Genomic DNA, 19045 nt, shown 5'->3' with positions numbered 1-19045 from the left:
TCACTCTTTCTCCATGTTCAGCGGGAAATGACAGGCGTACAGATGATTACGCGCGCCGGTCAAACGCGGCGTGACGATACACTCGCGTTGCGCATAGGGACAGCGCGGCCCCAGCCGACAGCCGATCGGAAGTTGTTCCAACAGCGGAATGGCGCCTGGCAGGGTATTCAGCCTACTTTTATGCGGCATTGAGCTGCCGAAGTCCGGGATCGCGCGAATCAGCGCCTGCGTGTAGGGGTGATGAGGAATGGTCACCAGCTCTTCGCTCGGCGCGGTTTCCACCGTCTGCCCGCAATACATGACGTTAATTTTATCCGCCCATTTGCTGAGCATCTGCATATCGTGACTGATCAGCAAAATAGTGGTGTTGTTGTTCTGGTTGAGCCGGGTCAGCAGGCGAATAATCTGCGCCTGAGTAGTCGGTTCCATGGCATTAGTGGGTTCATCAGCAATCAGCAAGCGCGGCTGGTTGGCAAGCGCGATGGCGATCATAACCTTCTGACATTCGCCGTCGGTCAGTTCGTAGGGGAAGCTGCGCATAATATCTTTGTGATCTTTAATCCCCACCCGGTGCAGCAGTTCGATGGCGCGGCGCTTGCGCCAGCCAAAGCGTTGCCACCAGTGGCCTTTAAAGGTCCAGCCGGGGATATTTTGCATCAACTGCAGCCCAATACGCTCGGAAGGATCGAGACAGGATTGCGGCTCCTGGAAGATCATCGATACGTTGTGGCCAATCAGTTTGCGGCGCTCGCGGTTAGACAGGCGCAGCAGATCGATATCATCAAAACGCATACGGTCGGCGGTGACCCGCCAGTTATCTTTAGTGACGCCGCAAATCGCCTTGGCGATTAAGCTTTTGCCGGAACCTGATTCCCCCACCAGACCACGGACTTCACCTTCAGCCAGCGTCAGGCTGACCCTATCGACGGCCTTTACCCAGCCTTCGTTGGTTTTAAACTCAATGGTGAGATTACGTATATCCAGTAACGGCATTATTGGACCCCGGCAATAATTGCGCGGCGAATACCGTCGCCCAGCAGATTAATGAGCAGTACGCTTATCATAATGGCCGCCCCCGGCAACATGACCGTCCAGGGAGCGACGTAAATCAGTTCCAGCGCGTCGCCGAGCATGGCGCCCCATTCCGGAGAGGGTAGCTGGGCGCCGAGGTCGAGAAAACCGAGCGCGGCAATGTCGAGGATCGCCATCGACAGCGCGCGGGTAATTTCGGTGACCAGCCCGGCGGTAATATTAGGCAGAACCGCAAACCAGAGAATATTGAGCGTGGAAGCGCCGTCGAGGCGGGCGGCAATCACGTACTCTTTTTCCAGTTCATCGTGCACCATGCTGTAGACCGAACGCACCATGCGCGGCAGCAGAGCCAGCCAGACGGCGAACATCGCATGGCTAAGATGCGGTCCGGCGAAAGCGACGACGATAATCGCCAGCAGCAGCGACGGAATCGATAGCAGGGTGTCGAGAATATGGTTCATTACCGCTGAACGTAAACCATGGGTGGAACCAGCAATCACGCCAAGCACCAGGCCGAACAGCGCGGCGCCGAGCGTGAGCACAAAGGCGCCGCCGACGGTCGGCGCCGCGCCGCTGAGTAGTCGACTCAATACGTCGCGGCCAAGGTCGTCGGTGCCGAGGAAGAACGACACTTCACCGTAGCGCGACCATGAGGGCGGCAGCAGCTGGTAGCCAAGGAACTGCTGATCGATACCATAGGGCGCGAACCAGCCGCCGAATACGCATAGCAGCACCAGCGCGCCGCAGCCGTATAAACCAATCATCGCGGTGGTATCGCCGTAGAACTTACGCCATACGGTGCGCAATGCGCCCGGCGGGCGCTTTTCGAGATAGACGCTATCGTAGGGCATATGTATCCGTTTTAAGTTTGTTAGTCATGCTTTATTTCTTTTCAATAATCCCGCTATTATCAACGCCTTGCCAGTATGTAGCGCTTTATTTTTGTGTGTTCTTCATAGATTTGAAGGTTATCAATTTACGTATAATGTGTACACTGATGTGTATATCTTCTTCCGGAGTGTACACATTGCTTACCGACACAAAATTAAGAAAAGCTCTTGGCAAAAAAAGAGACCAAATCGAGGTCATTTCAGACGCACATGGTCTGAATGTCAGGTTGTCTACATCCGGCAGTATAACATTCTTTTACCGCTACAGATGGAACGGGAAAGCCGCTCAACTAACGATTGGTGATTATCCAACCACCTCATTAGCTCATGCGCGAGAACGTAGGCAGCAGTTCAGGGCTTGGCTAGCGGAAGGGCTTGATCCTAGACGGCAAGTAGTACTCGAGAAACAGAAAAAAGTAGAAGCGCTTACAGTGAAAGAAGCATTCGATTACTGGGAGAAGTACTACTGCATCCCTGAAGGTCTGGTAAAAATCAAAGTTAACCGCCGCGACTTCAATAATCATATAGCCCCAGTGCTCGGAAATATGATTGTAGATCAGACAACTAAAGCTCACTGGCTAAATCTTTTTGACGGTATGGGGCGAAGAGTGGTTACAGGGCAAATGCTCGGTTTGATGCAGCGCACATTTCGTTTCTGTTCCAACCGTGGGGTAATTAACGTGAACCCTATTGAAAGCCTTAGACGATCAGATGTAGGGCTCACAGCAGCTGTAAAAGATCGCAGGTTAAGTGATGATGAAATCATTACAGTTTGGAATGCCCTGCCTGAGATGAAATATAGGCAGCAATTGATAATGAAGTTTCTCATTATGACTGGCTGTCGAAGTACAGAGATCAGAACAGCAAAATGGGAATGGTTTGATTTCAAGGAACAAACATGGACTATCCCGGCAAGTGACTATAAAACTGGGAAGTCGGTGAGAAGGGCGCTTCCTGAGGCTGTAATACAGATGATGGTAGCTGAAAAAGAAACATCAGTTTCAAAACATGTTGTGACGTTGTCACGATACAGGGGGCCAGAAGATGACAGGCCGCCACTTCAACCAAACGTGGCTCTGTTCTCTGCGCAGATAATTGCAAAAACAGGGATGAAACCTTGGTCGCTTCATGATTTGAGAAGAACACTGGCGACGCGCCTTTCTGAATTAGGTGCGCCACCACATGTTGTGGAAAAGCTACTAGGGCATCATATGTCTGGAGTCATGGCGCGGTATAACCTCCACGATTATTTGGATGATCAGCGTCATTGGCTTGCTGTTTGGCAGCGTCATCTTGAGAAGTTGATTGGCCAGCCTCTGGTTTGATACTCATGTTGTCTTCCCAGGCAAGAAGGTCTGACAAACGCCATCTTTTAGGGCTGCCATTTATTTTTGGCTTCGGAAACGGCTGAGAAAAGTACGATGGCATCCGGGATGGAGTGCTCCAGAAATACAGTGTGCTGCGCGAAATTTTGTATCTGGACAGAATGTCACTGGTTACCAATATTTCATCTTGGAAATGAGATGCGTTATTCATAAAAGCCCCTTAGTTACATTGTCCAGGAAGATGCTGCAGCCTGCGGGCGCAGCTCATAGCAGTAGCCACGTAACTACAGCGTCGGTTAACCACCTCAACAGTGATTTTTGAACCCTGCACCACGACGGTATAAGTCCGCTTCATTTTCTGCCGACCATAATCGCCATAAAGCTCTACGTGTTTTGCCAGTGCGGCATCACAAGCCTGGCGGCCTAGCGGTGATTGCTTGCTTCGGTTTATCAGTCGCATATCCACCTCACACAAATACATCAACCGGATCGCCAGCTGCTCGCGCGTTGTCGTTCGCTTCACGGCGGAGGCCGAGAACATAGCCAACGGGATCCCAACTGGACAGAATTACGTTGAGCTCTTTCTGGCTGTGCCATGTTGTCATGCGCTTTTTAAGCGCGGTGGCGCAGGCGCGTACGTTCGCTCGTGTGGGGCCGGCCATCTTCATGCACAAGCACAAAGTCAGAAGCAGATCCGAATATTCGTCGGCGGCCGCGCGCAATGCCGCAGGGTCGATGCTGGCTTCCAGCTCAGGTAATCGATGTTTAAGACTCATGCTGCACCGCCTTTTACGCGCTTGAACTCGATAACCCAAACCCAGGGATTAGCATTCCAGTTTTCCTGCCCGTAAATCGATTGCCACAGGTAGGCAAAAGCATCGGTAGCATCAGGCTCTGGATTGGCGCATCCGCATGGCTCAGGTTCCCCGCAATTCAGACAGCCACCGTCAATAATGCCTTCTGCTCGCGCATCCTCTTCGCTGATAGCGTTCAACCGCTCAACCCGCACGTCTGTAATTTCCAGCAGAATGCGGCTGGCCCAGCGCGGCATGTGTAGTGATGGTGTCCACTTCTCAGGCGTTGCCGCTTTATTGCAGACAGCTACAGGCACGCGATGGGTTTGCTCCGTCCACGAATTTCGCACGCTGGCTTTGTATACCAAGGTGGCAACGTCTGTAGCCCGGCTATGCACCCGAAATGTTTCACGCGCCCAGATGCGGTCGCCGACGGCGCCGAACGGGCATGGGTGCCAGAAGTCGCAAGCATGCTCTGCATCTTCGCTCCACGGCCATTTGCTACCGTCTTCGCGCTCACCAATTTCAGTGAACCGAGTCTGTTTCCATTTGATAGGCCGCCGGGTCTGCGTCTTCCGGCCGTCGAGAATGGCCCGCACCATCTCACCGTTAAAAATCATTCCGCGCTCAGTCATTCCAGGCCTCCAGCTCGTTCTGAATTTCCTCGTCGATCTCGTCGTTGGTAGCTTCTTCATTCAGGTAGTCGCGCGCTTCTTTGAGATAATGCTCTCGATGCCCGTCGTACCATGCCGAGAACTCTGGCGACCAGCCATTCCTGTCACCCACATCAGCGAAAAAATCGTGCATTGCGTTGTTGTAGGCCAAGTTTTCAACCATGCAATACGCCGTAGTCAGTGCCACCTCACGGATGTAACCGCGGAGATCGCGCTTGTGCCAATAGGGGCTATATTTCGAATCGCAGCGCCCTTTGAATTCAACTTCCCAGCGGCGTATGCATCGTGCGTTAAGTGATTTGCTCATATCGTTACCGGGAGGGCGAACCCTCCCGCCTCCCTTAGCCCAGGTATTCCGGTTTCATGTCGTCCAGGGTGATACGGAACTGGTCATACAGTTCATCACCCAGGTGGCGGCGCGATGAGGTCAGGGTGCTTTCTGCCTTCGCGAATAACGCTTCGGCTTCCGGATCCCCAGGGTTAGGAAGTGAATTTATGGCAGCCTCAACCTTGTTCTTCGCATCAACAAGGTAGTAGCGCTTCACCGCCTTATTTTTCAGTTCGGTATAAAGAGCAGTACCCAGCAGAGCTTTCTGTGATTCGATGTCTGCGCGAATGGCTTTGGCCTGATCCACTGAGTCAGCTGTATCAATTCGGTCGCGGAGTCCATCGGCAAGAGAATCAATGCTGATACCTGTACCCTGTTCGCTGGTGGTGGCGTCAGAGCTGCTGGTAATCTCAGCTACAGACATTCTTTGCACCGGCGCCGGATTGATTTCTCGTTCTGTTCGTTGCTCAACTTCATCCGGGCTATAAACACCCAGAATCACTTCAGGGCAGTACAGGCGAGCCCAGTATTTCACGCCCAGATAAGCGATCTGCTGCTTCGGGTTAGAAACCCACAATGGTGAATTGCGAGTTACAACACCCGAGAGATAAAGCGGCTCACCCCAGGTGATTTCTGACTCACCGCGAAGAATCGCGCCGACCTGAACAAACAACCCGATTTCGTCTTCATCAGTCCAGCCGCGTACCCGTTCGGTAACGGTGTATTTCCCACTTTTACCGTGTTTTTCCCTGGTGATTTCCTGCGTCCTTGTGCAACGCTCCCAATCGCCGCCGTAGCGGTAATGAAATCGACCGTTGATAGCACTGGAGCTGGCGATTACCGCGTTGACGAGCTGGGCTTCATATCCGAGTACGCCATTTACCAGATGCGTTTTTTGCGCGACCGCATAGGGATTCATGCCCCACTGCATAGCCTGCATAACGATGGCCATGCAATCGGCTGGCTTACCTGCAAGGTGAGCTGGCACTGTCACTTGTGAATCAGCCATAAGGTTTGCGAAAGCAGTTAACTGACCGAGAGCCTGAACGTTAAAGATCGCGTTGCTAGCTGAAATGGTGTTTGGTGCTTGCTGTTCGGCTGTAACAATGTTGGTATTTTCCATGACTGTTCCCCTTTATGCCTGTACGCGCAGCGCTTCAAGACGGCGCACATCAAAATCGTTAAGTTCTTCGGTGTAGTCTTCAGTGATCGGAGCCGGCCATTCGCCAGTGTCGAAACCGTTCGCGATGGCGCGCATTGCTTTGCGGTATTCCAGCATGCCGAGCTCCAGTAGCTCTTCGGATGCCTCGATAATGGCGATCCAGTGGTAGTTCTCGTCTTTGTTGACGAAAATCCAGAAGAACTGATCCAGAGCAGCGGTTTCGCAGTACATGGCCGCGCTGAGGTGGTAATCGCGCTCAATGATTTCCCTGTGCAACTTCGCGCGCAGGCCTTCCTGCTTGATGTTCCACATGCTGATGGTCTTCAGGTCCGCACCAATGCGCAGGCCGCTCATGTCTATCTCAAGGTCAGGGCGTACGCGAACTTCCAGCCCGGTTTCCTCATCTATACCGAAATAGCTCACTTCAACGGCGCGGCTCGGATGCTGGAGCAACTTGCCGGCGGTGGGGTGGTTCAATAGTGCTTTCTGAATGTCCAGCGCAGTGCTCATCTGATGGCGGGTAACCAATATTTTTCCTTCCGGGTTTTCGCGCCATGCATCCAGCAGTTCGTCGGCAAACACGGCATCCGGTTTAACCGATTTCACAGCCTGAATCAGATCCGCTTTGGTGCCTGATACTTTCAGCGGCTGCGCCTTCTGGGTTTCCTGAGCGACCATGTCAGGATTGATAATCGCCAGTTGTTCCAACATGGCATCACGGCTGCCGCTGGTTTTAACAGGCGCAGGCAGGGTGGCGTTGTATTCTTTGATGCAGGCCTTCATTGCTGACGCGGTAAAGTTTTTATCGTCACCAACGATTCGCTTGAACTCGTCAGGTAATTCCAGATACGCAATACCGATTGCATCTTTGTCGCCGCCCAGCGGTACCGGAGCGGGCAGGGTGGCGTTGTGCGCCTCCAGCAGCGCCTTGATGTCGTCAGCACTCAAAAGCGGCGGAAGACCGGCGTTGTACTCGTCGATAAACGCGCGGATCGTCGCAGTCGTGGTGAAGGCGCCTTCCGGGATTTCCGGCTCGATGCTGAATTCTTTTTCCAGCTGTTCAGGCTGCAGCGCCAGCGCATGCACCAGATTGCCCATATCCAGAACAGGAGAGCGCATTTTTTCAATGACTTTCGAGACGTGGCGTTTTTCGAAATACATCAGAGATATACGGGCATCTTTAACCTGAGTCGAACTGGTGCCGTTCGCCGCGTGGTAAACATCGTTCGGAACACCTTCATATCGACCGGGCTCGAAGAATTCAGGCCATTTTGTTGCTTCCGGCTCTGGCTCATGCTCTTCTTCTGCAGTTGCTGATTGCTGGTCCTTCAATACTGCCGCGGTAAGGTCAGGGCAGCGCTCAGCAAGAATGTCGCGCATGTTCACGGCATCTGCTTGCGGAGCAGTTGCATCAGTGCCTTCGCTTGCTGATACCGCATTATCATTTTCGTCTTCGACTGGCTGAGCCGTTTCCATCTGCACATCGCTGGTGGTTTCCCCGGAATTAGCTGGATGTAATTTTTCTTCTGCAGCGCGCTGGCGCGCCTGGTCCACGATAGAAAGTGCTGATGCTGATGCTGATGCTGGCTGGCTATCCATCAGACCATCAATCGAAAAAACACCATTGCCCATGTTTGAAACTTCAGGCTGTTTGGGTTTAGTCAGGTCTTCCGTTACCCAGTTCGGCGCATCCGGATCGCTTACTCCGTCGATATATTCACCTCGCTCAGCTGCGAGAATCTTATCCACGGCTGACTGTTCAGCGACGGCGGCAGATGACACATGCCCGGCTTTCTCAAGCGTTTCAGCAAAGGGCGTTTCATGCTTATGCTCTGTCAGGTTCGCATTGATATAGGTCTGCAGACTTACCGGGAAATGATGAATATCGCTGGTGGCGCCACGAATGAGGGCAAAAATGGCAGCGCGTGAATAATCCAGGATGCCTGCGGTTTTACGCAGCGCAGCAGACCATTCTTTGAACGGGCTTTCTTTTTTCTGGACGATTTCTTTAGCCCGGCGATGAATGGATGCCGGGAAATTGTAGATATCGAAATCCATCGGCATTGTGGCCAGCGCAATCTCAACATCAAGCGTATCAAGGGTATGGGTGTAGTCAGGGTTGCGATCGGTTTTATTACCGCCGCCAGCATTCGTGCCGGTATCCGTTTTCTGAACAGCAGAAATATAATTGCCGGCAGACCATTCGCGAACGAGTATGCCGCGGTCAATGTGCGGAGTTTCAAACCACAGTTTTGCAAACTGGATACGCTTGCCCAGTTCGTGGCGCTTACCTTCAGGAAATACAGCTTTGTTGGCGCTGGTAAATTTCCACAGGGTAGGCATGTCGGCATCCTTCAACCCCTGGACGTTCTCAGCGGCGAGAATCAGATCCTGCACTGCGGAGTTATCGGTATTCATTTCCAGAACTGCGAGCTCTTTACGGTGAGGAATACTGATTTGATAGACGTGGTTATCATTCGCCATGTACTGCGCCAGCAGCTTAATGCGGAACGGCTGCTCAGCAATATTGAACAGGGCGTTTGTATCGTTTTCGTATTCAGCATTGCCGAACGATTCCACGGTATCGACATCACCAGCATCGTCAGCACTATTGTCATCAACCAACTCGCCAGTGACAGGGTCAGAGGATACCCCAGCATCATCGGTGTGATGAACGTCCATGGGCTCTTGTCCTGGCTTCAGTGCCCAGGTACGACCGTCGTCGGCTAGCTGGTAGCGTTCGCACCATGAGTGATCGAGCACGCCTTCAGCTGGCAGGTCGTTAAATACCGGGAAATCGGTACGGATTGGCTTTTGATAGTCTTTTCCGCGGCCTGTTTCAATCTCAGCATCTTCCAGGTCGACGTCCAACTGCAGCAGCGCGCGGGATTCGGTTTTTGCAGAACGCCAGATTACGGCATCGGCTTTACCCGATTTTTGAGTCGCTTTTATCAGATAAAAATATTCCATGTGATAGCCTCAATTTTGGATGTAGAATCCCTCGGGCCATTGATAGCGCCCATTCAGGGTGTTCATTGGTTTTTGGTAAATTCCGGTGGAACTTTGGTCGGTGTCACCGGACGTACAGCCCGCTTCGGCGGGTTTACGTTAGGCCTCGTTGGCCATCTGGTCGTATTGACCGCACTTCGTAGAGCAATAGGTTCTTTCCCGTGGCGCCAGTTGCGAACCGTGAATGATGAGGATGGTCATTTTTACTTCCTTGCCTTCCTCAATCGGCTTGCGGCAATAAGCGCATTTCTTCTGCATAACTCCCCCTACATTTGCGCCGTAAATGCGGCTGGGTTTTCTGCTAATACTCCCTTTAGCTGGTAACAGTTTTCTTCAACGCCCTGCTCAACAGCAGCTTTCTTACAATCCGACTCGCTGTCATATACACCGAGAAGAACGTCCTGATTTCCGCCAGTCAGCATGCCGACAGTGAGAACCAAAGCGTAAAAACTACCCATCAGTGAGTCCCCGCTAGTACAAGGTTTTCTTCTACGCTTCGTGAAGCGTAAGGACGGCGAATATTGCGTAAGTTTCCCTGCGGTTCGTGCCAGTAGAGGCCATTACGGTAATCAAATGAAACCAGCCAGGCTGCGCCGGTACGCTGATTACGCATTTTGATCGCTCGACCGCTTTTTGGTACTGAATCAGCCATATGTGACCACCAATTTGATGATTACTAACCAGAAGATAATTCCGACGCCCAAACAGATGATGAGTGAGCGCCAACCGTTTTTACTCATCTGAGCCCTCATTGCCTTGTCGCCGGCCAGCGGAACGTTTACCACCTGACAACAATGCGGTTTGTTGTCGATGAGCTAAATTTACAACCAATAATTTCAATAGTCAAATGATTGAAACTAAATTTAGTAATTGAGGGCGAAAAAAAACGCCGACTATGTCAGCGCTAGGGGGCGGGTAATTAGCGATTAAGGTCTTTTATCAAATCACCAACATCGTCTTTTAGTGCTTGAAGGTCTCTCAAAACGCCCTTTGCGTGAAGGATTAAACGTAGTTTTTCTGCTTCGGGAAGTTGGTTAAAGATGCTTAGGAGCGCTTCTTCGGTAACATCGAGTTTTTTGGGAAGGCCTAGTTGAGCTACCAGTTCGGGATCATCTGTATCAGGCTGCATGAAATACCAATGCTCGGGCTTTCCCGTTACTTCAGCAAGCAACTTCAGCTTCTTGCCCCGCGGTATAGAACTTCCTTTCGCCCACTTCTGCACCGCCTGCGGCGTTACACCAACGCGGCGGGCTAAATCGGAAAGGTTCCAACCATGCTCAGTAATGGCTTGGTTAAACCTGTAAGCAAAAACTTGATTGGTTTCGGTAGTCATACTTTCCATTTTACAACTCCATGTTTCAGAAGTAACTGAAACAAATTGGAGTAATTTAATTGAAACATACGGTTTCAATGTGTATGCTTGTTTTCAACAAAAGGAGGAGTCATGAACGAGCAACTTAAAAACAAAGTTAAATCAATCACTACACAAACCGCGCTTGGTGAGGCAATGGGACTTTCATCTCAGGCTGTAAGTCGCTGGATGAATTCAGGAAAAGTCCCCACATCACGGGTGCGCGCGCTTTGTAAGTTTCTTAATTGGCAGGTTACACCTCATGAAATTGATCCTGAGGCGTACCCAAACCCCACCGACGGTCTGCCGAAACAGGAAGACTGACCATGCAAACACTTTCCTTTCAACAAAATACCGGATTCAACCCCGGCGCTCTGATAAAGCGAAATCAGGCGAAAGTGGAAGATCACGACGGCATTCGTTCTGCCGTTCGCGCCTGGGCTGCAGCTAAAGGTCAGGATGTTGTTTCGGCATACATCATCGATGAGTGGCGCCAGCAGGGCGGGGAAGAAATTGAATTTCCTGCGGACATCAGCCGCGCCCGCCAGAAGCTTTTCCGTTACCTGGATAACGAGGTCGATTCGGAAAAGTATCGCGCGAATGTGCGTCTTCTGACGCCAGCCATCATGGCCGTACTCCCGCTGGAATACCGCCACCGCCTGTTGCCTGAAGACAATTTCATGTCCCGCCTGGCACGACTGGAGAAAGAGACCAGCGAAGCGAAGGTAGCTGTTGCTATGGGAGCTCCACGCCATCAAAAGCTGAAAGAACTGAGCGAAGGAATATTCGAGATGTTCCGGGTTGACCCAGAGCTAACGGGGCCGCTAATGGCAATCGTCACCTCAATGCTCGGCACGTTGTAGCTGGAGGTTTACGTGAACCATATCGAATTCATTGAGAAAAACGTCCGCGAAGAGCTTATCCGGCAGGGCTTTACCCAGGCAGTGGCTCAGGGGGGGCATTTCAGGCCGTCGATATGTACAAGCGCATGTCTCAGGCAAGTCGTAAGGGAGGCATTTTTGATGATGTTATGCGCCACGCCAGGCTGTGGGCTGAGAAGCAAACCAGCGCTGCAGAAAAGCGAGAAGCAAAGAAATCAATCCGTAAGGGGAATAACCAGGTTGGGCTGTTCTGAGTGGGTGAAGACTGTTGTGCGCCAACACAGCCAGTCTTCGGAGTGTGAAAAAAGGGCTCTTAGTTCACGGAGTGAGTATGTCAAATACCGCTGAAGTTATCAATTTTCCGATTAAAACCGAGCGTTCGGGAGGTCAAATGGCCGACCTGGCTAACGGGTATACCAAGATCGCAAACGAGATACAGAAGCTCAAGCCACGTCTGCGGATGTCTGGTCGTGAGTGGCAGTGTCTTGAGGCTGTTATCTGGCTTACCTATGGATGGAACAAGAAGCAGGACCGAGTAACAAACACGGTGATTGCTGAGTTGACAGGCCTCGGAGAGTCGCATATTTCCGACACAATCAAATCTCTCGCGGAGCGGAAAATTATCTTCGCTCATAAGCAGGGAGTGATGAAAATTGTCGGTATAAATACTGAGCTATCTGAGTGGATTTTAGACAAACCGAAAACGGGAAAACTCTTCCCGGAATCGGGAAAAGTGTTACCGAAAACGGGAAAACCTTTCCCGGAAACGGGAGACACCCAATACAAGAACAATAGTAAAAGATCTTCTTCGTCTCGGAATTCTAAAGAATCCCGAAACGAGGAAACTTTGAAGTTTCTCTCTCGTCATCCAGAAGCGGCCGATGGGATTTATACCCCTGCGGGTAAATCCTGGGGAACAGCTGACGACCTCAAAGCCGCGCGATGGATTTTCGATAAAGCCCTTACCGTGAATGCCTCCCTCTCTGAGCCGAACTGGGTTGAATGGGCGAACACCATCCGCCTGATGCGCCTGCAGGACAAGCGCACTCACTATGAGATCTGCGAACTGTTCAAGTGGGCAAATGAGGACGGTTTCTGGCAGGAAAACATCCTTTGCCCCTCAAAACTACGTAAGAAATGGGATCAGCTCACAACTAAACGCCTGCGCAGCCATGGTCCATCAAGAAACTCATCAGGCGCCAGTGCGCTGGACAACACAGACTGGATCGACGGGGTACTCGAATGAAATCTATCGCAGAAAGCATGCACAACTTCGACCGTGAAAACTTCCAGCGAGTGGCTGCCGGGCTTCCGGAAATGCAGGACGAGCAGGCAGTAAAGCGCCAGGCGGCCAAGACTGCGGAGATCTTCAACGAGCTGTTCCGCCAGCTGCTTGCCGTATTCCCGGTGTTGGCCAACAAATCTGTGGAAGACCTCAACGAGATGCGTCGCCAGTGGTTGTTGGCGTTCAAAGAGAACGGGATCACCACAGTTGAGCAGATTAGCGCAGGGATGCGGGTTGCGCGCAAACAGGAAAAACCATTCATGCCATCACCGGGACAGTTCGTCGCCTGGTGTCGTTCTGAGGAGGCGGTAACTGTAGGCCTGCCAGATGCGAATGAGCTGGTTGAAATGGTTTACCAGTATTGCCGGACTCGCGGCCAGTATCCAGACGCTGAGTCGTACCCATGGCCTGAGCACAAAATCGGACCGTTAACGCTGAAACACAAAGCCTGCTACTGGATGGTTACTGGCTTGTACGCAGACATGCGCGCAAACGGCCTCAGCGACACTGAGCTGCGACGTAAGGCGCAGGATGAGCTGCTGCGTATGGTTCGTCGCTTGAATGCCGGGGAAGTGATTCCCGAGCCGGTTAAACAGATCCCAAAGCTTGGCGGACGTCCGCTGAGTAACGAGCAGGGCTTAAACAAAATTGCGGAAATCCGCGCGAAATTCGGTTTAGGCAGAGGGCGGAATCATGGCTAGAGCATTGTCAGCAGTTGAGCGCAGAGAGTACGTCCGCGCAGTGATTCGGATCACCAGGCATCAGGGGCGCCTCACGACCACCGAGGCAATGAAAAAACTGGGGCTGAGCCGCGCTACTGTCCAGCGGTATTTTTCCGAAGCAGAAGCGACCGGCGAGGTTGTCCGGCATGGTCGTTTGGGGCTGTTCCGCGATCAGCGGGCCGTCATCGACTTTGACATGAAGCGTTTTGGCCTGGTGCCGAAAGTTGCTGTTGGGATGAATTACAGCCTGCTTGGCAGTCCTGTTTTTCAGCGAGTTTTAGATGTTCAGGAGGCTATTTTTTCCTACATGCCAACATCGTCAAGCCGGTAGCATTATGTCAATCGCAAAAAATGAGTGAGGGCATCCAAAAGAAGAGCATAAACACTTGCACTCTAACATATTGATTCTTTTGTGATTTTATGATTGTATTTTACTTGTTGATAAGGACCGTACTTGGTAAGATCCTAAGATCTTTCAGCTCTATCACATGGTAACGCAGGCAATTATTGATGAATAGTTTTATTAAATACAATGAACAACTAAGAAACTTATATTCATCATATATTAATGAAGCAAATACAGACCATTTTGAAAAATTTTTTAAAGAAAATGATCCGCATGAGTATTTGCGGTTGAATGAAAGTATTAACTCCTTAAGAGATTTGGGGATTTTCTTTACAGGAGAAGAACTGTCAGCAGAATGTGCTAAGATTATAGCAAGTACTTTGAATGAACATTCAAAAGTCATTGACCCATGCTGTGGTGCTGGAAATTTGTTAGTTGCACTCACTAAGTTTTTGCCAGTTTGCAAAACACTAACAGAAACTCTTGCAAAATGGAATTCTCTGCTTCATGGGTTTGATTTAATTGAAGATTTCGTCGACGCTGCGAAAATAAGGATAATATTTCAGGCATTAAATCGTGGTGTTCATATTGATGAAAAAAATCTTCAAGAAAATATGAAAATCCTCACCAATATAAAATGTAAAAATGGTTTGGATGATGATGTTTCGCAGGATGCCTTTTCGCATGTCCTTATGAACCCTCCTTATAACCAATCTCTTTTGAAAGAGTATAAATATTGGAGCGGCGGTAAGGTAAACCTTGCAGCAGTCTTTGTTGATAAGTATATAACTGATGCTAAAAAAGGTATGCATATTGTTGCTATACTTCCTGATGTTCTAAGAAGTGGTACACGATATGAAAAGTGGCGTTGTGCGATTGATCAGTTAGTATCTGGTGAAATAAAATTAAAAGGGCGATTTGATAAAAAGACTGATGTTGACGTGTTTATATTAAATGGTTTTATTAATGATGTTAATTTAGGCTTGAATTGGGTTTCAGAAAAGAAAAAATACCAGCAATTATCTGATTATTTCTCTGTTTCTATTGGAAAAGTTGTTCCATATAGAGATCCACAAGAGGGTGAACCCCATGCCTATATATACCCTGGATTATTAAATTCTTGGGATGAAATTGATAGCAATGATATCGCTTCAATCAGGAGGCATAGAAGCATACCTGTTTTGCCACCTTTTATTACCATTAAACGAACCTCTTCACCGAAAGACAAAAATAGGGCCGGGGCTCATTTAATATATGGTTCAAAACCTGTTTATGTCGAAAATCATCTTATTGTTATAAAAGCTAATGATGACAATATAACTAAATACAAAAAATTACTAGACCATTTGAAATCGGCCGAAGTTAATTTTTTCCTTAATGATGTCATTAGATGTAGACATCTTACGGTAAAGGTTGTAAAGGAAATTCCATTTAAATTAGAGGTAAGTGATGAAGAAACTATTAAATAGCTATGCTTTTGATTTATCTCCCAGAGTACCGTTGCAACTTGGTCGGGAAAGTATTGCTAGTTCGAGTACTGCAATAACCGAATTGGTAAAAAATTCTTACGATGCTGATTCTAATTTAGTGGAAATAAGTTTTCATAAATTAGATAAGCCTGTTCCTGTATTGATCATTGAAGATAATGGGAATGGAATGAGCCCTGAAATGCTTATCTCATCTTGGCTTAAGATTGGGACTGAAAATAAAGTTAGAAATAGTATTTCAGAAAAGGGGCGAATTTTAACTGGAGCAAAAGGTCTCGGTCGACTTGGTATTGACAGGTTATGTCGTCGAATGATCTTGCAAACTAAGACCAAAAATTCAGATACAATACTTCAGTTAGATATTGACTGGAAAAAATATGAAGATAGTGGAAAGAGTTTTTTTGATATAAAGCATAATTTATATTCATTACCCTTTCCATATTCTGATAAATATGGCACTGCATTAAAAAATGGGCAAGGGACAAGGATTATATTAGTTGGTCTAAAAGATGATTGGACAGGTTATTTATCGAAAGACCTCAAGCGAGATTTAAGATTACTGGTATCCCCGTTTTTTGCAAAAGATGAATTTCAGATAAAAATTGCAGATGATTCAGAGGAATCAACACGTTTGGATTCTTCTGAAATTCTTGATTACGCGAGATGGTCAGTTTCGGCATCGATTAATGATGATGATTCAATATCTTGTACGTATAAATATAATAATGAAGAAGTTAAAACAATAAATGAATCTTGGGCTAATTTCATTACTAATAGATTTTCAAAACCAACCTGTGGATCATTAGAATTCAAGCTTTACTTTATCCCTAGAGAATCTGTCAATGATATGGATTTGAACGTCAAACACATACGTTCATTTATGGATGCGAATCAAGGCGTACGTATCTATCGTGATAACTTTAGAGTCAGACCGTATGGCGAACCCTCAGGAAAAGGTGATTGGTTAGATTTGGGTATGCGTAGGATAAAAAACCCTGAAGGGATGAGGCAAGGCAATTGGAAGGTTGGGCCGAATCAGATTGTTGGTGCCGTTTTTATAAATAGAGATAACAATAAAACGTTAAATGACCAAGCGAACCGAGAAGGAATTGTTGAGAATGATGCATATTTTGATATGCGTTCATTTGTTTTAAAGGTAATTGAGCATTTTGAATTATTAGCTGTTACTAAAGCACAATCAGAAATAGAACCTCGACCAACTGTTGCAATCAATAACTTAAAAGAAAGTAATTCTAAGACCAATGATGCTATAATTGCACTGAAAAAACAATTAAATGAAAGTATTAAAAATAAAAAAACAAAAAATAAAGATCTAAAATATATTGCTAAAAATATGTTAAAGGTCGCAGAAGAACAAGAAAAGAAAACTGAAGAATTTCAGGAGTTAGTTGAACAAATAGAACATGTAAAAGATACAATGGCAAATCTCGCATCTCTAGGAATATTAACAGTTTGTCTTGGTCATGAAACAAAACAGCATACCAGTATGTCGGTTGTTAACATATCCAACTTGAAAAAAATGATTGAAGGAGATATAGGAAAGTTAGATGTTAAAAAGGCTATGGTTAAGGTTAATGCCCTAGATAATAGTATTCGTTATATTTCCGATTTTGCAGGTTTTGCGCTAAGTAATGTAAAGCTTGATAAGCGTAAAATGAAAAAGATTAACTTAAGAGTATTAGTTAACGATGTAATTAAAATTTTTTCTCAGTCACTTAATAAAAGTAATGTTGAGGTTGTAAAGGATTGGGATGAAAACATTGATTTCTATGTGAGGGGATTTCAAATTCATTGGGAAAGCATTATTATCAACTTTTTAACTAATGCGTTGTGGGCCCTAGAGGGAAAGGGAATAGGCTCTCGCTGTATAAAAATAGCCATTAGAATAAATGAAGATAAAAAAGATATTGAACTACGATTCATGGATAGCGGTCGAGGTATCGAAAAAGGAATAGAGGATAGAATTTTTGATACAGGTTTTAGCACTAAAAAAGATCCTAAAGGGACTGCTACAGGCACAGGAATGGGGCTTTCAATAGTTAAGGATTTTGTGGTTGGTAAGCAAAAAGGAGAACTAAAAGTCATCGCGGCAGGTGAGTTGGGTGGTGCTGAATTCATAATAAATGTTCCTGAATACTGAGGTTTACATGAAAAATGTAATATATATCGATGATGATAGTGAAGCACAAGAAGCTTATAATGATACTTTGCAGGAACTTTTTGGGGATGAGTTCGAGCTTATATCTATAGAGCCAAAATTTGATATCAAGGATATGATGCAGTATCTTCAAAGCGTAAACAGCGTTGTTGCATATATTCTTGATGAAAAATTGAATCAGTTAGGGAAGGCTCATTACCTTGGTCAAGAATTAGCCAGGGAAATAAGAAATATTAATTCAAAAATCCCAATATATATTTTCACTGCTTATAAAGATGAGTTCGATAGTTCATATGGACCAGCCGAAATTGAATATGTTATAGCGAAGGACGAGTTGGCTTATGAAGATAAAAAACACTCATTGTCTGCAAAGATAAGGCGCCATCATAATGTATTTAATGATGTTTTATCTGAGAGGGCACAAAGACTTGATGAATTGTTGATTAAATCTTTAAACAACAATCTGACGTTAGATGAACAAGTAGAATTTGAACGGTTAAATATGTTGCGTTCAAGAAGTATTGATTTGCAAGAAGCCGACTTAGCTAAAGAACTGCAATCTTCTATAAATGAAACTGATGAAAAACTTGCAGAAATAGAACGTTTACTAAAAGGTGATTGAAATGTTTTACCCTATCCTAAAAAGGCGCAATAACTATGATAAAAAAGATGATGGCACATATTATAGATATTCTTTCTACAGAGATGCAATTTTAGAGGATTGTCAGGAACGCTGTGTTTATTGCGACCTTTTATTAAAGGAGCATGCTTATGAAGGGATGCATTTAGATCATTTCAGGCCTCAAAGTTTTTTCAAATCGCTGTCAAATGACCCACATAATCTTGTCATCTCTTGCCCAAAATGTAATGTTCTTAAATCTAATCATTGGCCTTGTGATAAAACTCAAAATAATTCCCCCAGTCATGATGATGACGTCGGTTTTATAGATCCGTTTTCAGAGCGCTTAAGCGATTATTTATATGTTGATTCTGATGGAGTTGTTAAATCCAAGAAGAAAACTGCAAAATATATGATAGAACTACTAAAGTTGAATCGTAAAGCCAGGGTTCTTTTAAGGAAAAAAAGAATGCAGTATCATATTTCAATTAAGTTAAAAGAGTCACTTGATCGACAGATGAATAACCTTTTTGATGAACTGGTTGACGGTGTGGTCAGCAAGGAGTTAGCTTCTGCGAAATATTGTAAACTTAAGCAGGCGAGCGATAAGATACATGATTTACTAAAACTTCTGTGAACGTATCTCAACATGTCTTGACTATTTTAAGTTATAGTCAAGACATGAAGTTGTGTCGGTGTTAAACATAGATAACATTCAATTCACTGTGTCTTTACTTCATGATTTTTTCATGAACAACGAGATGTAAAAACATATAAGTAATATTGATTTTTTTGTCGCATACTGCTTCGAACCTTTTAGATAAAGAAATAATTGGTTCTTTCATATCATTGCGTTATTTCGTCTATGATGACAATGATAAAGCCTAAAGTAGAATATTTTATACTTTTTAAGTTATGTGGAGACTCAAAAAGTCGTTACTGAACTTCTACCAAATAGGCT

Annotated in this window: 21 protein-coding genes and 1 pseudogene; 10 read left to right on the top strand and 12 right to left on the bottom strand. The window is 46.8% G+C overall.

Annotation, left to right across the window (positions count from 1 at the left end; genetic code table 11):
• Both sapD and sapC read right to left on the bottom strand, forming a co-directional pair.
• Positions 1-993, bottom strand: a complete 993-nt coding sequence (sapD, locus tag PGR29_RS03705) for a putrescine export ABC transporter ATP-binding protein SapD (RefSeq protein WP_015366243.1) — start codon at positions 991-993, stop codon at positions 1-3.
• Complete coding sequence (gene sapC, locus PGR29_RS03700) at positions 993-1883, bottom strand: putrescine export ABC transporter permease SapC (RefSeq protein ID WP_316424080.1); 891 nt, start codon at positions 1881-1883, stop codon at positions 993-995. Before sapC ends, sapD begins: the two co-directional genes overlap by 1 nt.
• A gap of 146 nt (positions 1884-2029) precedes the next feature.
• Here sapC and PGR29_RS03695 point away from each other — a divergent pair, with 146 nt between their 5' ends.
• Positions 2030-3247, top strand: coding sequence for a tyrosine-type recombinase/integrase (locus PGR29_RS03695; RefSeq protein ID WP_316424079.1), 1218 nt, complete (start codon positions 2030-2032; stop codon positions 3245-3247).
• A 220-nt stretch (positions 3248-3467) separates the two neighbouring features.
• Here PGR29_RS03695 and PGR29_RS03690 read toward each other — a convergent pair whose 3' ends face one another.
• The 10 genes and pseudogenes from PGR29_RS03690 to PGR29_RS03645 all read right to left on the bottom strand — a co-directional run bounded on the left by PGR29_RS03690 (position 3468) and on the right by PGR29_RS03645 (position 10556).
• Entirely contained in the window at positions 3468-3707 is a 240-nt protein-coding gene (locus tag PGR29_RS03690; RefSeq protein WP_071890774.1) for a DUF4060 family protein, read from the bottom strand.
• A 7-nt stretch (positions 3708-3714) separates the two neighbouring features.
• Positions 3715-4023, bottom strand: coding sequence for a hypothetical protein (locus PGR29_RS03685; protein ID WP_316424078.1), 309 nt, complete (start codon positions 4021-4023; stop codon positions 3715-3717).
• A complete protein-coding gene (locus PGR29_RS03680) occupies positions 4020-4676 on the bottom strand; it encodes a hypothetical protein (protein ID WP_316424077.1) in 657 nt (218 codons plus the stop codon). Before PGR29_RS03680 ends, PGR29_RS03685 begins: the two co-directional genes overlap by 4 nt.
• Positions 4669-5022: a hypothetical protein gene (locus tag PGR29_RS03675; RefSeq protein WP_316424076.1), complete on the bottom strand. Its 354-nt coding sequence runs from the start codon at positions 5020-5022 to the stop codon at positions 4669-4671. Before PGR29_RS03675 ends, PGR29_RS03680 begins: the two co-directional genes overlap by 8 nt.
• A 34-nt stretch (positions 5023-5056) precedes the next feature.
• Positions 5057-6216: pseudogene (locus tag PGR29_RS03670) on the bottom strand (RecT family recombinase).
• Positions 6179-9175 (bottom strand): RecE family exodeoxyribonuclease, encoded by a 2997-nt coding sequence (locus PGR29_RS03665; protein ID WP_316424075.1) that lies wholly within the window; start codon positions 9173-9175, stop codon positions 6179-6181. The pseudogene PGR29_RS03670 and the gene PGR29_RS03665 overlap by 38 nt, the downstream one beginning before the upstream one ends.
• A 138-nt stretch (positions 9176-9313) precedes the next feature.
• Complete coding sequence (locus tag PGR29_RS03660; protein WP_045419483.1) at positions 9314-9472, bottom strand: YdaE family protein; 159 nt, start codon at positions 9470-9472, stop codon at positions 9314-9316.
• Between the two features lie 8 nt (positions 9473-9480).
• Positions 9481-9672, bottom strand: a complete 192-nt coding sequence (locus PGR29_RS03655; protein WP_047053495.1) for a DUF1482 family protein — start codon at positions 9670-9672, stop codon at positions 9481-9483.
• Positions 9672-9866 carry a hypothetical protein gene (locus PGR29_RS03650; RefSeq protein ID WP_072056187.1) on the bottom strand — a complete coding sequence of 65 codons (195 nt, stop codon included), beginning with the start codon at positions 9864-9866 and terminating at the stop codon, positions 9672-9674. Before PGR29_RS03650 ends, PGR29_RS03655 begins: the two co-directional genes overlap by 1 nt.
• Positions 9867-10133: 267 nt before the next feature.
• Positions 10134-10556 carry a helix-turn-helix domain-containing protein gene (locus PGR29_RS03645; protein WP_049031737.1) on the bottom strand — a complete coding sequence of 141 codons (423 nt, stop codon included), beginning with the start codon at positions 10554-10556 and terminating at the stop codon, positions 10134-10136.
• A gap of 102 nt (positions 10557-10658) precedes the next feature.
• On the opposite strand from PGR29_RS03645, the gene PGR29_RS03640 reads away from it, so the two are divergent.
• From PGR29_RS03640 to PGR29_RS03600, 9 genes are all read left to right on the top strand, one after another.
• Entirely contained in the window at positions 10659-10889 is a 231-nt protein-coding gene (locus tag PGR29_RS03640) for a transcriptional regulator (protein WP_047053493.1), read from the top strand.
• A 2-nt stretch (positions 10890-10891) separates the two neighbouring features.
• Positions 10892-11428 (top strand): toxin YdaT domain-containing protein, encoded by a 537-nt coding sequence (locus PGR29_RS03635; RefSeq protein ID WP_086630298.1) that lies wholly within the window; start codon positions 10892-10894, stop codon positions 11426-11428.
• Between the two features lie 349 nt (positions 11429-11777).
• Positions 11778-12692, top strand: coding sequence for a replication protein (locus tag PGR29_RS03630; protein ID WP_163331573.1), 915 nt, complete (start codon positions 11778-11780; stop codon positions 12690-12692).
• The gene (locus PGR29_RS03625; protein ID WP_163331574.1) at positions 12689-13432 is read left to right on the top strand and encodes a replication protein P; all 744 of its coding nucleotides are present in this window, start codon (positions 12689-12691) and stop codon (positions 13430-13432) included. The genes PGR29_RS03630 and PGR29_RS03625 overlap by 4 nt, the downstream gene beginning before the upstream one ends.
• Positions 13425-13784, top strand: coding sequence for a DUF977 family protein (locus PGR29_RS03620; protein WP_153676844.1), 360 nt, complete (start codon positions 13425-13427; stop codon positions 13782-13784). Before PGR29_RS03625 ends, PGR29_RS03620 begins: the two co-directional genes overlap by 8 nt.
• A gap of 179 nt (positions 13785-13963) precedes the next feature.
• Positions 13964-15268: an N-6 DNA methylase gene (locus PGR29_RS03615; RefSeq protein WP_163331575.1), complete on the top strand. Its 1305-nt coding sequence runs from the start codon at positions 13964-13966 to the stop codon at positions 15266-15268.
• Positions 15249-17447, top strand: coding sequence for a sensor histidine kinase (locus PGR29_RS03610; protein ID WP_316424073.1), 2199 nt, complete (start codon positions 15249-15251; stop codon positions 17445-17447). Before PGR29_RS03615 ends, PGR29_RS03610 begins: the two co-directional genes overlap by 20 nt.
• A gap of 7 nt (positions 17448-17454) precedes the next feature.
• On the top strand, positions 17455-18087 hold the full coding sequence (locus PGR29_RS03605; protein WP_163331577.1) for a hypothetical protein: 633 nt from the start codon (positions 17455-17457) through the stop codon (positions 18085-18087).
• Between the two features lies 1 nt (position 18088).
• The gene (locus tag PGR29_RS03600; RefSeq protein WP_163331578.1) at positions 18089-18721 is read left to right on the top strand and encodes an HNH endonuclease; all 633 of its coding nucleotides are present in this window, start codon (positions 18089-18091) and stop codon (positions 18719-18721) included.
• Positions 18722-19045 lie beyond the last annotated feature (324 nt).

Origin of the sequence: Klebsiella sp. 141203 (assembly GCF_032601985.1) — a bacterium.
Lineage (GTDB): Bacteria > Pseudomonadota > Gammaproteobacteria > Enterobacterales > Enterobacteriaceae > Klebsiella > Klebsiella aerogenes.
This window is presented reverse-complemented; position numbering and strand designations above follow the sequence as displayed.

Coding starts and splice junctions, on each gene's coding strand:
- sapD (WP_015366243.1), bottom strand. CDS start 993: ATGCCGTTACTGGATATACGTAATCTCACCATTGAGTTTAAAACCAAC.
- sapC (WP_316424080.1), bottom strand. CDS start 1,883: ATGCCCTACGATAGCGTCTATCTCGAAAAGCGCCCGCCGGGCGCATTG.
- PGR29_RS03695 (WP_316424079.1), top strand. CDS start 2,030: ATGTGTATATCTTCTTCCGGAGTGTACACATTGCTTACCGACACAAAA.
- PGR29_RS03690 (WP_071890774.1), bottom strand. CDS start 3,707: ATGCGACTGATAAACCGAAGCAAGCAATCACCGCTAGGCCGCCAGGCT.
- PGR29_RS03685 (WP_316424078.1), bottom strand. CDS start 4,023: ATGAGTCTTAAACATCGATTACCTGAGCTGGAAGCCAGCATCGACCCT.
- PGR29_RS03680 (WP_316424077.1), bottom strand. CDS start 4,676: ATGACTGAGCGCGGAATGATTTTTAACGGTGAGATGGTGCGGGCCATT.
- PGR29_RS03675 (WP_316424076.1), bottom strand. CDS start 5,022: ATGAGCAAATCACTTAACGCACGATGCATACGCCGCTGGGAAGTTGAA.
- PGR29_RS03665 (WP_316424075.1), bottom strand. CDS start 9,175: ATGGAATATTTTTATCTGATAAAAGCGACTCAAAAATCGGGTAAAGCC.
- PGR29_RS03660 (WP_045419483.1), bottom strand. CDS start 9,472: ATGCAGAAGAAATGCGCTTATTGCCGCAAGCCGATTGAGGAAGGCAAG.
- PGR29_RS03655 (WP_047053495.1), bottom strand. CDS start 9,672: ATGGGTAGTTTTTACGCTTTGGTTCTCACTGTCGGCATGCTGACTGGC.
- PGR29_RS03650 (WP_072056187.1), bottom strand. CDS start 9,866: ATGGCTGATTCAGTACCAAAAAGCGGTCGAGCGATCAAAATGCGTAAT.
- PGR29_RS03645 (WP_049031737.1), bottom strand. CDS start 10,556: ATGGAAAGTATGACTACCGAAACCAATCAAGTTTTTGCTTACAGGTTT.
- PGR29_RS03640 (WP_047053493.1), top strand. CDS start 10,659: ATGAACGAGCAACTTAAAAACAAAGTTAAATCAATCACTACACAAACC.
- PGR29_RS03635 (WP_086630298.1), top strand. CDS start 10,892: ATGCAAACACTTTCCTTTCAACAAAATACCGGATTCAACCCCGGCGCT.
- PGR29_RS03630 (WP_163331573.1), top strand. CDS start 11,778: ATGTCAAATACCGCTGAAGTTATCAATTTTCCGATTAAAACCGAGCGT.
- PGR29_RS03625 (WP_163331574.1), top strand. CDS start 12,689: ATGAAATCTATCGCAGAAAGCATGCACAACTTCGACCGTGAAAACTTC.
- PGR29_RS03620 (WP_153676844.1), top strand. CDS start 13,425: ATGGCTAGAGCATTGTCAGCAGTTGAGCGCAGAGAGTACGTCCGCGCA.
- PGR29_RS03615 (WP_163331575.1), top strand. CDS start 13,964: ATGAATAGTTTTATTAAATACAATGAACAACTAAGAAACTTATATTCA.
- PGR29_RS03610 (WP_316424073.1), top strand. CDS start 15,249: ATGAAGAAACTATTAAATAGCTATGCTTTTGATTTATCTCCCAGAGTA.
- PGR29_RS03605 (WP_163331577.1), top strand. CDS start 17,455: ATGAAAAATGTAATATATATCGATGATGATAGTGAAGCACAAGAAGCT.
- PGR29_RS03600 (WP_163331578.1), top strand. CDS start 18,089: ATGTTTTACCCTATCCTAAAAAGGCGCAATAACTATGATAAAAAAGAT.